General features: G+C 51.2%; 10 protein-coding genes. 4 read left to right on the top strand and 6 right to left on the bottom strand.

The window, feature by feature from the left end:
* The first annotated feature begins 190 nt into the window (after positions 1-190).
* On the top strand, positions 191-1,900 hold the full coding sequence (locus tag ACO0LL_RS18235) for a S41 family peptidase (RefSeq protein WP_422952253.1): 1,710 nt from the start codon (positions 191-193) through the stop codon (positions 1,898-1,900).
* A gap of 91 nt (positions 1,901-1,991) precedes the next feature.
* Here the strand turns inward: ACO0LL_RS18235 and ACO0LL_RS18230 are convergent, their stop codons facing one another.
* Together ACO0LL_RS18230 and ACO0LL_RS18225 are read right to left on the bottom strand one after the other, a co-directional pair.
* Positions 1,992-2,138, bottom strand: coding sequence for a hypothetical protein (locus tag ACO0LL_RS18230; protein ID WP_422952252.1), 147 nt, complete (start codon positions 2,136-2,138; stop codon positions 1,992-1,994).
* 44 nt (positions 2,139-2,182) lie between these two features.
* The gene (locus ACO0LL_RS18225) at positions 2,183-5,410 is read right to left on the bottom strand and encodes a PAS domain S-box protein (RefSeq protein ID WP_422952251.1); all 3,228 of its coding nucleotides are present in this window, start codon (positions 5,408-5,410) and stop codon (positions 2,183-2,185) included.
* A gap of 822 nt (positions 5,411-6,232) precedes the next feature.
* On the opposite strand from ACO0LL_RS18225, the gene ACO0LL_RS18220 reads away from it, so the two are divergent.
* Complete coding sequence (locus ACO0LL_RS18220) at positions 6,233-6,382, top strand: hypothetical protein (protein ID WP_422952250.1); 150 nt, start codon at positions 6,233-6,235, stop codon at positions 6,380-6,382.
* A 13-nt stretch (positions 6,383-6,395) separates the two neighbouring features.
* On the opposite strand, the gene ACO0LL_RS18215 is transcribed toward ACO0LL_RS18220, so the two are convergent.
* On the bottom strand, positions 6,396-8,093 hold the full coding sequence (locus ACO0LL_RS18215) for a serine hydrolase (RefSeq protein WP_422952249.1): 1,698 nt from the start codon (positions 8,091-8,093) through the stop codon (positions 6,396-6,398).
* 356 nt (positions 8,094-8,449) lie between these two features.
* On the opposite strand from ACO0LL_RS18215, the gene ACO0LL_RS18210 reads away from it, so the two are divergent.
* Positions 8,450-8,998, top strand: coding sequence for a hypothetical protein (locus ACO0LL_RS18210; protein ID WP_422952248.1), 549 nt, complete (start codon positions 8,450-8,452; stop codon positions 8,996-8,998).
* A gap of 158 nt (positions 8,999-9,156) precedes the next feature.
* On the opposite strand, the gene ACO0LL_RS18205 is transcribed toward ACO0LL_RS18210, so the two are convergent.
* Entirely contained in the window at positions 9,157-9,993 is an 837-nt protein-coding gene (locus ACO0LL_RS18205) for a hypothetical protein (protein WP_422952247.1), read from the bottom strand.
* A 241-nt stretch (positions 9,994-10,234) separates the two neighbouring features.
* The gene (locus ACO0LL_RS18200) at positions 10,235-10,825 is read right to left on the bottom strand and encodes a hypothetical protein (protein WP_422952246.1); all 591 of its coding nucleotides are present in this window, start codon (positions 10,823-10,825) and stop codon (positions 10,235-10,237) included.
* Positions 10,826-10,986: 161 nt separating this feature from the next.
* Here ACO0LL_RS18200 and ACO0LL_RS18195 point away from each other — a divergent pair, with 161 nt between their 5' ends.
* Positions 10,987-11,715 carry a metallophosphoesterase family protein gene (locus tag ACO0LL_RS18195; protein ID WP_422952245.1) on the top strand — a complete coding sequence of 243 codons (729 nt, stop codon included), beginning with the start codon at positions 10,987-10,989 and terminating at the stop codon, positions 11,713-11,715.
* Positions 11,716-11,780: 65 nt separating this feature from the next.
* Here ACO0LL_RS18195 and ACO0LL_RS18190 read toward each other — a convergent pair whose 3' ends face one another.
* Entirely contained in the window at positions 11,781-12,710 is a 930-nt protein-coding gene (locus tag ACO0LL_RS18190; RefSeq protein ID WP_422952244.1) for a DMT family transporter, read from the bottom strand.
* Between the last annotated feature and the right edge of the window lie 50 nt (positions 12,711-12,760).

Raw genomic sequence — 12,760 nt, 5'->3', positions numbered from 1 at the left:
AGCGAATAAAGATGCGCCAGCTTATCCTTGCAGGGTGAAGCCTGTGTGCAGGGAATATGAAGTAGCTGAAAAATTTACAAGCAGAATGTGTTATGACATTCACATGATAAAGTCGCTATATTATTGCAATAAACAATAAACTTATTAATTACCTTATTAATTACCCTATTAACCAACTTCTCTGAATAAAATGATGCCCGTTCCCTTCATTAACGCAGCAAGCAGACTGACACACATCGCATTCATGGCAGGAGCATTTCTGCTACCGGCCACCAATATCCTGGCATCAGAAAACACCGGGGCTGTCGTTCAATGGGGAATAAGTGCAGCAGAAAACGAACAATTGGGTATTCGCGCGCTTCAGGAAACCCGCTACCAGATTGCATTACAGTACTTTCAAAAAGCTTACGAAATAGACCCATCGATGGGCAGTGCCGCATACGGCGCTGCTGCGTCAGCAAGCAGATTGAAGCAGACTGATCTGGCTTTTACCTGGCTGCAAAATGCATACAGGGTCAAATATTTCAACATTAGGCAACTCAAGAATAATAAGGATTTCGATGTTTTGCACCAGGATCCGCGCTGGGATAAGCTGATGACCCAATTCGAAACAGCCTCCAAAAAAGAGGCTGAATTTTGGAACGGTAGCGCCTGGAAAACACCCTATAAAGAATCATTGACCGAAGATGAACGCGTCGCTGGTTTATCCAGGGTATGGTCAGAAATAAAATATAACTTTGTCTTTGTCGAAAAACTTCAAGACATCAATTGGGATGGTTTGTATTTACAGTATTTACCAAAAATTCGGGCAGCAAAAACAAATCTTGAATATTACCAATTACTGTCGGAAATGGTCGCTTTATTGCAGGATGGGCATACCAATGTTTATCCTTCTCAACAAGAGTATGACAAATACCAAACCAAACCGCTTATTTACATCGAACTAATGGAAGGCAAGGTCATGGTAAAGTGGGTAGGTGATTCTGAACTGCAACAGGCAGGATTAAAGCGTGGACATGAGATAGTCAGTGTAAATGGCATGCCGGTGCAGGAATACTCAGAAAAAGTCCTGGCTCCTTATATTTCTTCAGGCACCAGACAGGATAAAGATGTTCGTATATATCAATATCAATTCCTGCAGGGACCAATCAGCGAAAAAATAGCCTTTTCAGCACGGGATGAAAACGGTGTAGTGAAACACTATTCGGCAAAGCGAGTCAGTAATGAAGAAAGAAGCAACGCGATTGGAGGATCATCGTACACATTCAAGATGCTGGAAGGCGGCATTGCACATGTATGGATGACCACATTTGAGAGCACCAAAGTCACAGAGTTTTTTCTAGAAGATTTTCCAGAAATTTCAAAAGCAAAAGCCCTCATTCTGGATGTACGCCGCAATGGTGGCGGCAATGCCCATGTCGGCTACGATATATTAAAAACGCTGGGCATGGATGTATTTCCAGCTTCAAAAGCGACCATACGCAATTACCGTTCCATTGATCGCTCTCAACACAATAGCAATCCAGAATACACCTACCCGGTATACACGGTCACACCAGATGCGAACCATCAATTTAAGGGCCCGGTCGTGGTGTTAACTTCAGGACAAACGTTCTCTGCCGCTGAGGATTTTGTCGTTGCATTCAGGAATATGAAACGTGGGCTGATCATAGGTGGAGCGACTGCTGGCAGCACAGGGTCGCCAATCAGTTTTAACCTTCCAGGAGGCGGCTCTGGCAGGGTCTGCGTCAAAAATGACACCTTCCCTGACGGCACAGAATTTGTCGGCAAAGGTATTGTGCCAGATATTAAAGTTGCACAAACCGTGGCAGACTTCAGAAATCGGGTTGATACGATTTTGAATGCTGCAATCTCTTCACTGAATCAGCAATTGAAATAAACCAGCAAACTATGCCTTATTTCTGGCAGCGAACTCATGCTCGACGTTCGCTGCCAACGACTACCATTTAAAAAACCTGGCGTCACCATGACTAATCTGCATCACGCGGCCCTGGGGTATTGCGGCCATTCTGATGCAGTACCAGGCCGCTGATCTTGCCATCGGCCTGACGCTGAAAACTCAGTTGCGCATCGACGATTTTTAAAAAATTTGTCTTCTGTCGCGGCAAAGCTGGCATTGCTGACCTGCTCCAGAATACTTGCCGACTTACTGACTAATCACTCAACCCTTCACCGCCTCCGCCAGGGCCGCTACATCATAGGGTTTGATGAGCGTGACAGCACCGGGCAGGCTGATTTGCTGGTGGCGTCCGGATGCAAACACGACGTGCAATGAGGGCAGGATGTTGCGGGCCTGGGTGGCAAGGGTTTCGCCAGACATGCCGGGGAGCTGGATGTCGGTCATGAGGACATCGAATGCTGTTGCTGGCAGCAAGCTCAGGGCCTGTTCGGCGTTACTGGCTTCAAGCACGGTATGACCCAGCAGGGAAAGTAACTCTGTCGTATTGGCACGGATGACCTCATCGTCTTCCACCAGCAGGATGCGTTTGCCGCGTAGTGGTGTGGATGACATAGTGGGTGTATTGTTACTCGCAGGCGTGGTCGTAGCAACTTGTTTGCGCTGCTTCTGATTAGCCAGCACGTGGCGGATTTTTTGCGCCAGCGCTGCGCGGGTATATGGTTTGCCCAGCAACTCTACGCCAGCATCAAGGCGGCCACCGTGCACGATGGCGTTTTCAGTATAGCCAGAGGTGAACAGCACGGCCAGATTGGGCAGACAGCCGCGTGCTTCGCGCGCCAGGTCGGGGCTGCGCAACGGGCCGGGCATGACCACGTCGGTAAACAGCAAGTCGATGGCGAGGCCGCTTTGTACAATGGCCAACGCACCTTCAGCTTCACCGGCCTGCAAGACGCGGTAACCGAGGCCGCCCAGCATTTCAACGACGGTCTTGCGCACGCCGACATCATCTTCCACCACCAATATGGTTTCTTCACCCCCGACGATTTCGCGGCTGTCGATGATAGTGGGCATTTCTTCTGCCGCCATCGAGCGCGGCAGATACAGTTTGACCGTGGTGCCATCGCCCACTTCGCTGTAAATCTTGACGTGGCCTCCCGATTGTTTGACGAAACCATAGACCATGGACAAGCCCAGCCCGGTGCCCTTGCCCTCTGGCTTGGTCGAAAAGAAGGGTTCGAAAGCCTGCGCCATGACTTCAGGTGTCATGCCGCTGCCGGTATCGCTGACGGCGATCATGATGTACTGGCCGCGCTCTACTTCAAGGTGGTTGGCGGCATAGTCGTCATCAAGGGCAACATTGCCCATTTCTATGGTCAGCTTGCCGTTGGATTCCATCGCATCACGGGCGTTGATACACAGATTCAGGATGGCGTTTTCCAGTTGCGGCACATCGACGAGGCAATTCCATAAACCACCGGAGGCGATCATTTCTATATCGATGGCTTCACCAAGGCTGCGGCGCAGCATGTCTTCCATCGCGCCTATGTAGCGGCTGACCTTGACGACCTTGGGTTCAAGCGCCTGGCGGCGGCCAAAGGCCAGCAGATAGCTGGCCAGCTTGGCTCCGCGTGAGACGCCATCGAGCGCATTGTCGATCTTGCGTTGCGCACGCGGGTTGTCTTTGACTTCGGCAGCCAGCAATTGCAGGTTGCCAGAGATGACTTGCAGCAGGTTGTTGAAGTCATGGGCCACGCCGCCGGTCAGTTTGCCTATGGTGTCCATTTTTTGTGATTGTATGAGCGCCTGCTCGGTACGCTTCATGGCGGCGGCAGCGGCACGCTCGGCGGTGACATCACGGCCTACGGCATGGAACAGGCCCGCATCACGTGAACCCGTCCACGAGACCAGGTTGTAAGTACCATCAGCGCGGCGCACGTGTTTTTCAAACTTGAAGGTATTGTTACCGTCAGAGGATGCAAATAATTTGCCGCCTGCCCGTTGCTGTTCGTCAGGATGTATCAGGCTGATAAAAGGCATGCCCGCGACATCGGCTTCTGTCCAGCCCAGGAGCGCGGTAAAGGCCGGGTTGACCGAAGTGATATTGCCATCCACATCAGCCACCAGCATCAGGTCTGTTGCCAGCCGCCACATGCGGTCGCGTTCTTCCGTGCGCTGGCCTATTTGCTGGGTCAGGTTCAGGTTTTCATGAGTCAGTACCTGTGAAGCACTCTTCTGGTCGTGGATATCGGTGTTGGTGCCTATCCAGCGCAAGATTTCTCCCTGCTCATCACGGATGGGTAGTGCCCTGACCAGATGCCAGTGGTAATTGCCGTCATGCTGGCGGATGCGGAATTCTGTCTGATAGACTTCACCAGAAGTAACCGCGGCTATCCAGGTAGCTGCCACTTCTGCCACTTCATCAGGGTGAAGGATGCTCGCCCATTTGTCGCCATCAAGCTCACCCGGCCTGGCACCGCTATAGCTATACACCCGGTCGTTGAACCAGTACAGCAAACCGTCTGGCGATGCGGCCCACACCTGGTTGGGGACGGCTTGCGCCAGTGTGCGGAACAGGGCTTCACTTTCCAGCCGTGATTTTTCTGCCAGCACGCGGTCGGTAACATCAAAACCCTGCACGAAGATGCCGAATATCTCACCTTCATCGTTCTTCAGTGGCTGATACACAAAATCGAGAAAACGGTCTTTGGTGCCGCCGTTAATGTCATCGACCAGAGAAAAAGGAATCGCATGGCCTTCAAAGATTTCGCCACTCACATACAGTTTGTCGAGCAAATCAACAAAGCCCTGCTCTGCCGCCTCTGGCAAAGCTTGCGCCACGCTTTTACCCAATACCTGGCGATTATTCACCAGCGATGAATAGGCGCGGTTGGTCAGTGTAAAAATATGCTCTGGCCCGGTCAGCATGGCGGTAAAGCCAGGCGTCTGTTCAAACATGGCTTGCAGACGCTGATGTTCACCCTTGACCCAGCGATCTGCCCTTACTTTATCTGTCGTCTCCACTACGGTTGCCAGCACTGCTACAGTGACGCCATTCTCATCAGAGACGGCAGAGTAATCAAGACTGAGGAAAACTTCTTCCAGCATGCCTTTTCTGTTGAGAGCAAACTCCTGGTCAGTGTAGCTGATTCTTTCACCGGCAAACACGCGGCTGATAATCATGGCATTGAATTCTGCCACTTCTGGCCAACCTTCTTTGGCCGTCATACCGAGCAAGTAGGGATGACGAGGGCTAGCGAATTTTGCATAACCCTCGTTATAGATCATGACACCCTCCACCCCCATCAACATCACCATGGGCATGGGCGAGCGCAACATCATTGCCACCACGGCCTTGACACCGGCAGACCAGGTATCGATATCACCTAAAGCAGTAGCTGCCCAGTCAAATTGACTGACCAGCTCACCAATGTCGCCGGTATCGTTCAAAAAAGGCTGATGCGCGCGTTTGCTAGGGATGGAATTGATCATTGGCTTAGTAAATGGTATCTGGGTACCCGTCGCCAAGTCCATCAAAGGGCAATAACGCGGGGTTCATGCGAGCCTGCCATTATAAAACACAATATCAAACGGATTAGCGCATTTTACAATCACGCCTTTCGAGAAAAGTCTTTTTAAAACAAAGACTTAAAATCACGGGATGTGGGTATAAAGCGACACCTGTGCTGCCATGGACCTGCTTCCATATTCCATGTCATCGCCGCATTGTTGTGTCATCATCACCGCATCATTGCTTGATTATTGTCGGATCAGGCTGCCATCAGCTTGCCGTCGACACACCGCTGACGACCAACAAGCCCGCCAATGCCATCCCCGGATACGCCGGGTTTGCCTGGTCGTCGCGCTTGCAAAATACAGGGTAAGGCCAGCAGCAACATGGGCCAGCAATGAAGACATAGTCAAACCAGATAAGACGGCGGTAGTAAGCAAACACTTAGCTTAACCAGACCATGTGAAGCCAGTATGTGCTGGATGTGGAGTGAATTTTGGCCATGAATTTCAGCTGCGCATTTCAGCCCGCTGATACTGTGATGGAAGGGCAAGTATCTTAATTACCCTAGCTCACATATTTCAACAACATCTGATTCACTTCCTGCTCGCAATGCATGACAGCCTGAGTGTCGTTTTTTTTGCTGGATTCTGGCAAAAATAATACTAAAACATACGCTTCCTGCAAAATCCTACGCGAGCTGGTTCCGTCTTCCTACATCCATTTTGACTTGGAAAATTCATCATACGCCTCATGGACAGATAATTTCACTTGCTTATCACAATATCCCGGGGGAAACAAAAATGAACACATATACAGACAACAATGCAGGCAACAATGCAGGCAACAAAAAAATAAACAGGCGCAGGCCAAAAAAACTTTCCCCTCCGAGTATAGGCCTGGCTTTGCTCATGCTGGCATCAACGGTACATGCATTGATCAAACTGGCATGAATTGTGAAACACTCTAATCCGCATCACGCGGCCCCGGCATATTGCGGCCATTCTGGTGCAAGACCAGGCCGCTGATTTTGCCATCTGCCTGACGCTGGAAACTCAGTTGGGCATCAACCACTTTCAAAAAGAATTTGTCTTTTGCCTCGGCAAAGATAGCATTGCTGCCCTGGCCGGTAGCCTGGGCATACAGTTGCCCGGCCTTCTCGCTGATGATGAGCTTGAAGCCCGGGGCCAGGGTGTAGCTGCCGGTATATTGTTTAAGCTGTTCAGCGGGTAAATTTATTTCTGTGCGCTTAGTTGCGTTTGAAGCAGCTTCTGGAGCAGCCTCGCCTACGCGCGGCGCGGGAGATGCATGGCCGTTCTGATGCAGGGTCACTGACTGTATCTTGCCATTGGCATCGCGCTCAAATTGCAGGCTGGCTTCCACTACTTTATAAAAGAATTCATCTTTCTTGCGCGGGAACACTGGCGCCTGTGGCTGGCCGCTCAGTTGCGCAAGTAAGCCATCTGGCCCGGCGCTGATGTTGAGGATGGCACCGGGCGCAAGCTGATAGCGCCCTGAGTATTCTGCCAGTTGTTTTGCGCTGAGCTTCTCGGTTGTGGTATTGCCACCATCAGCAGCAGGAGCAGCAGCAGGCAACAAGGCTGCCATGCCTATGTCATCGACATTGACGCTGGCATTGGCCAGCACCACAACACCGCGCTGCCCATCTGCCGTAAAACCGATGAAGGATGCGTAACCACCCGTCATGCCGTTATGCCAGACCACAGTCTGACCGCGCGCACTTTGCACATGCCAGGCCAAAGCGATCTGCAAACCCGGCATGCCAGTGGGTCGTTGGGGCTGTTGCACCAGTTGCAAACCTGCCGGTTCTTTGACATTGGCAGCATGCATGTGTGCCTGCAAGTAACGCAGCATGTCTTGCGCGCTGGAGCGCAAGGCACCAGCACCTGCCAGTGTGGGCATGTCCCAGTTGGCCACAGCCTGGCCTTGCGCATCATGGCCCGTCGCCAGATTTTTTTGCATAGTGGCAGTCAGGGCGATGCCGGTATCTGCCATGCCCAGCGGCTTGGTAATCCGCTCTTGCACCAGCTCTGCATAAGGCTTGCCTGCACGTGCAGACAGGGCCTGGCCCAGCAAGCCAAAGCCAAGGTTGGAATATTCATACTTAGCACCCGGCGCGCGTGTCAGTTGATAGCTGCGCAAAAAGTCGCGCAAATTATTCTCTGAGTAATCAGCATAGGGGTTATCCGCCTGCCTGGGCAAGAGATTGGCAGGCAGCCGTGGCAGGGCCGACGTCTGGGTAGCCAGATCCAGCAGGGTGATGGCACGGCCCTGATATTGCGGTATGGTATAGGAAGGCAGCAAGGCTGCCACAGTATCATCAAGCTTGAGCACGCCACGCGCCTGCATGTCTGCCAGCAATAAGGCAGTAAAGGTTTTGCTGACTGAACCTATTTCAAAAACGGTGTTGGCATCTGGCAGGTGAGGCTGTTTTTTGCCATCGGTACCATTTGTGACCTGGCCGAAGCCCTGTATTTTTTGCTCCTGACCATTCACAGTCACGACTACCAAACCAGGTATCGCAGCGTTGCTGACGCGGGCGCTGGCAATTTTTTGCACGGCTGCGGCAAGGTCTTCTGCTGCAGCTACTGGCCCCAGGATAATAAGGCCGCATACTGCAAGCAGGGCTGATGATATCTTCATGAACATTCCTATACAGATCAAGCACTACAATCAAATACCGCAATCAAGCACAAAGAAATATGTCATCTGCCACGCACGTCTCAGTTGAATCAGGCAGCATGATGATTTTTCAAAAGATGATCATAGTACAACAATAAATGTAGAAGACAAGCGGCTTCTGAACTTGCTGATGAACTTGCTGATGAACTTGCTGCTGAACTTGCTGCTGAACTTTCTACTCACTCGCATCCTGGAAGATTTTGCGTAACACCTTGATTCATGCACTTTGAAAAACTGACCTGGTAATGGCATACTCATATAGAAAATGCAATTACTCCAAATTACCTGAGTCCATAAAAATACTGCCCCGATACCATATGCGTAAATTAAAAATCAGCCTGATCGCCACCCTGCTCATCGGCATCAACGCGAGTAGCCATGCGCAGTTACTGGCCTATGACAATAAGGATCAAATTTATGGCGCAGCCGCTGTCTCGCCAGATGCCGGTGGAAAATTATTGGGAAAACTGTTGGCTCATTGCTCTCAATATGGCGAGCCTGTCCGGCGTGCTGGCGAAAATTCATTGAATAGCTGGAAGAAAAAACACCAGCCTTACCTTGATGAAAACAAGGTGATACAAAGAGAAGTCATGGCGTTTATCAACGATCCGGCAACACCAGAAGCGCAAAGAAAAGTATTTAAAAATACTTTCGAAACTGGTGTGGCGAATATGATCGATTCCCAGTACAAAACACTGGAGACTTCCATTACCATGCTGAGTGACGACAAGCAAAAGGCATCGATGTGCATGTCTTACTTCGGTTCGGTCGATGCAGGGAAATGGGACTTGCGCAATAACGACCCTGTGGTCACAAAGTTTCTTGAAGAACGCATCGCTGCGCGAAAAAAGAAGGGCGACAATTAACTCCCCCAGTAAGCATCTCCTGCAAATTGCTCTGCAACATAGTCAATGAATTGTCGTACTTTAGATGGCACGTAACGCGCAGTCGGATAGACTGCATGCACCGTCAACTCCGTAGTCTGGTAATCAGGTAGCAATCGCCCCTGCAGATACCTTCCCTGTCACATATAAATCGCCTGCCAGCCAGTTGCCGGCATGATGAGGTTACCCTTTTCCTTGGCAACATCCTTGGCTGCAAAGCGGGCGCAATGGACTTTGTTTTTGAGCGGGTCGGTCGCATCACTGTTGGCGGGCAGTTGCTGTTCTTCATTGCCCTTGACCAGCACAGTCTGGTTTTGTCCGGCATAGCAAATGCCTATGCTATTGACCGACGGCATGAACACGCGAAAATACCAGGGTACCAGTTCTTTGATGGCCATTTGAGCGGCTTCTATGCTGTCACTGATGTCGGCATATTTGAAGACATCTTGTGGCAGTTTAGGCAGCAGCAGGATGTTGACTTCCATCGAGCCTTTTTTCTGGTTGGTGACAAACTCGGCACCATCGGCATAAGCAGCCTGATCCAGCGGCACGTTGACAAAACCGGTTGCTGAAATGTCCAGTTGCTGACGGGTGTTCTTGCCGTCGAGGTAGATGCTCAGGTTGGGTACGGGTGCATGAGTTTTTGCTGAGGTGATGCGTATCTGTATTTGCACCTTGTCTTTGCTTGCCGCACGTACTTTGGACATCAGCTCATACGCCACCTTGTACGGCATGATGGCGGGGTCCCTGACGGCTTTGACTTCTACGCTTTGTAATTCTTCTGCTGCAGTTTCAGCCGCGCTTGCGGATGAGCTTGCCGACGAACTGGCGGGCGAACTTGCAGGCGTATTTGCAGGCGTATTTGCAGGCGAACTTGCCTGCGTTTGTGCCTGGCTACTATGTGCGGACATCATGAGCAGCGTGAGCATCAGCGTGGCGACATATCTGGTGGGAGTGAAAACAGAAACTGAGGGCATGTAACATTTCCTTGAATGATTATGCTGCCGGGGCCGGCTAATACATAGCCGCCCGGCAGCCTGTGCCTGCATCCCATACAGTAAAAAATTGGGAAGAAACCGGCACAACAATTTTCAAAGTGTCCTCACTTTTGATGCATGGTGCTATATTTTTGGACAAAGTACTGCATTTTCATCCTCAAGGCACTATCTGGCAGAACTAATTTGCAAATTTATTACTCATTATCAATTTATGTCCGGCTCACTTCACCTCAATCGCCTCTACCCTGATCAATTCGCACGCACCTGCGCCGGTGTCATCGCGGGTCAGGGATGAGCGCCAGTGCCAGCCATCGGCAGCTTTTGCCTCAACCAGCTGGCCGCGTATCTTGACGACCTGGCCGACGCGCACGTCTTTCATGATTTTTTCCAGCGCGGGCGTGGTGGGTATCAAGTGCATGTTCGCGCTGTGAGTGGCGATTTCTGCCGGTGGCCTTGGTGGCTCTTTTTCCCAGCGATAGAAATAAAAACGGTTGCTCTGACCTATCGACAACTGATCAAGCACTGCCGTATCTGACATGGAACCCCAGCCCAGCGCAAGATCTACTGGAGCCAGCTCGGCTTCGCGGTCAGATGAATACGTCTGCTTCGACAAGACGCGCGCCTCTACCGTAAAGTCTGCCAGCGCAGTCAGCTTGTAATTGTTCTGATCGTAAATCTTGCCAGAGCCTGAAGTCTGCACAGGGTCGTTCGGCGCGATACTGCCTGGTGGCACTGGCAAAGGACGATTACGCCAGTGTTGTACGGCAAAGAACAGGATGACTGCAGCGATGATCCATTTCCATGGTGACATAATTGATTTACCAAACAAGAACGTGAAGAATGTGAAGAATGTGAAATTTCAAAATATATTTGTTACCTGTATCTTATTTGAATTTGTTTCTCAGGTATATTCTTTGCATCTGAACTCTTGCGGCGCTGTCTTTGGTGCGCCACTATTTTAAATGCAATGTTATGCAAGCCATTTATTTTTGCGGTGACACCCACGGCAATTTCCAGCATGTGATTGATGCGGTACTGGACAACCGCCCCGCCGCCATCATTTTTCTCGGAGATTTGCAAGCCCGCCAGCCGCTGGAAATGGAGCTGGCAGCTATCGTTGATCTGACTGAAGTCTGGTACATCCACGGCAACCATGACACGGATACCGATGCCGACTACGACCACCTGTTTGGTTCAGCCCTGGCTGGCCGCAACCTGCATGGGCGGATAGTTGATGTTGCCGGTTATCGCATCGCCGGTCTTGGTGGTGTGTTCAGGGGTCATATCTGGATGCCGCCGGGGCCAAAGAAATTCCAGACGCAAAGAGAATATACGCAGAAGGCCGGCAAAGAAAACCGCTGGCGCGATGGCTTGCCACGCAAACATTACAGTTCCATCTTCCCTACCGACTACAATTACCTCGCCGGCCAGCGTGCCGACATCCTGGTCACGCATGAAGCCCCGAGTGCCCACCCGCATGGCTTTGCCGCCATCGATGAACTGGCCCGCAGCATGCGCGTGAGCCGCAGCTTCCACGGTCATCACCACGACCGCATCGACTACAGCGAACACCAGGAACGCCTGGGCTTCAAAGCGCAAGGCGTTGGCTTGTGTGGAGTGACAGATATAGATGGTAACGTCATTGTGGCAGGCAAGCATGATCATGAAGTGCCTTGGGCGACATTACATAGACGTAGATAAGCAGACGTAGATAAGCAGACGTAAATAAACGTAGATGAGCAGGTGAATTGATCAAACCCTGAGTGTCACAAAGCTGCCAGCCTCTGCCTGACTGCATACCACGACCAATTCAAGTTCACTCCCAGGCTGGCCAGCACGATCAGCACCAGTCCTGCCAATTGCAGCAGACTGATGTGTTGCCCATACACCAGATAATCCACACCAAGTGCCGTCGCCGGATAGATGAAGGTCAGCACCGCAATTGCCGTCGTAGGCATTTTGGGTAATGCGCCATAGATCAAGACATAGGCCAGCGCAGTAGGCATCAGGCCCAGTCCAGCCAGCCATGCCCATTGCTGCATCCTGATGCCATCAACCGGGATGGTGACCAAACCAGCCAGCAAGACCAGGCCCACCAGGCAGTGTATCAGCGCAATCAGATGTGCTGGCATATTGCGCATGGCGCGAGTGGTCAGGGTGACGCCGGCATAGGCGCATGCACCTGTCAGTGTCAGCAGCAAACCGGTCAGGTATTGCTTATTTATTTGCCCACTCAACTGCATACCTCCAATTTGCAAACCACAGGCCAGCACCAGTCCGGCAAAGCCCAGGCATATCCAGGCCAGTTTATTGGTGGCGATTTTTTCACTGAACAGCACTACTCCCAACAGCAGGACGATAAACGGCTGTACATGAAAAACAATCGTGGTGACCGAGATGCCTATGCGCTGTATCGCTGCAAAAAAAGTCACCCAGTTCACCACCATAAACACACCGCCAAATACTGCCAGCCCCAGGTTTTTGCGTGAAAAATTGGCAGCAACAAACATGCCTTTGTAAGTGCAATACAGTGCCAGCGCGATGGCGGCAAACAGGCAGCGGAAGAATACCGTCGTCACCGCATCCAGACCAGCTTCATGAATAAAGATGCCCAGCGTTGCCAGCATCAGCATGGCGGCGATGTAAGCCAGTGTGGCATTGCGGTTGTAAGGGATGACGGCTGATGGCGCAGACATGTTTTGCTCTCTGATTGATTATTGCGCTATCATGAATTTTGTCCATGCAT

Source organism: Undibacterium sp. TC4M20W, from assembly GCF_049340245.1.
In the GTDB taxonomy this organism is placed as follows: domain Bacteria; phylum Pseudomonadota; class Gammaproteobacteria; order Burkholderiales; family Burkholderiaceae_D; genus Undibacterium.
This window is presented reverse-complemented; position numbering and strand designations above follow the sequence as displayed.

What these genes read in the sequence shown, in the direction of transcription:
- ACO0LL_RS18205 (WP_422952247.1), bottom strand. Translation starts at nt 9,993, where the DNA reads ATGCCCTCAGTTTCTGTTTTCACTCCCACCAGATATGTCGCCACGCTG.
- ACO0LL_RS18200 (WP_422952246.1), bottom strand. Translation starts at nt 10,825, where the DNA reads ATGTCACCATGGAAATGGATCATCGCTGCAGTCATCCTGTTCTTTGCC.
- ACO0LL_RS18210 (WP_422952248.1), top strand. Translation starts at nt 8,450, where the DNA reads ATGCGTAAATTAAAAATCAGCCTGATCGCCACCCTGCTCATCGGCATC.
- ACO0LL_RS18230 (WP_422952252.1), bottom strand. Translation starts at nt 2,138, where the DNA reads ATGCCAGCTTTGCCGCGACAGAAGACAAATTTTTTAAAAATCGTCGAT.
- ACO0LL_RS18190 (WP_422952244.1), bottom strand. Translation starts at nt 12,710, where the DNA reads ATGTCTGCGCCATCAGCCGTCATCCCTTACAACCGCAATGCCACACTG.
- ACO0LL_RS18215 (WP_422952249.1), bottom strand. Translation starts at nt 8,093, where the DNA reads ATGAAGATATCATCAGCCCTGCTTGCAGTATGCGGCCTTATTATCCTG.
- ACO0LL_RS18220 (WP_422952250.1), top strand. Translation starts at nt 6,233, where the DNA reads ATGAACACATATACAGACAACAATGCAGGCAACAATGCAGGCAACAAA.
- ACO0LL_RS18235 (WP_422952253.1), top strand. Translation starts at nt 191, where the DNA reads ATGATGCCCGTTCCCTTCATTAACGCAGCAAGCAGACTGACACACATC.
- ACO0LL_RS18195 (WP_422952245.1), top strand. Translation starts at nt 10,987, where the DNA reads ATGCAAGCCATTTATTTTTGCGGTGACACCCACGGCAATTTCCAGCAT.
- ACO0LL_RS18225 (WP_422952251.1), bottom strand. Translation starts at nt 5,410, where the DNA reads ATGATCAATTCCATCCCTAGCAAACGCGCGCATCAGCCTTTTTTGAAC.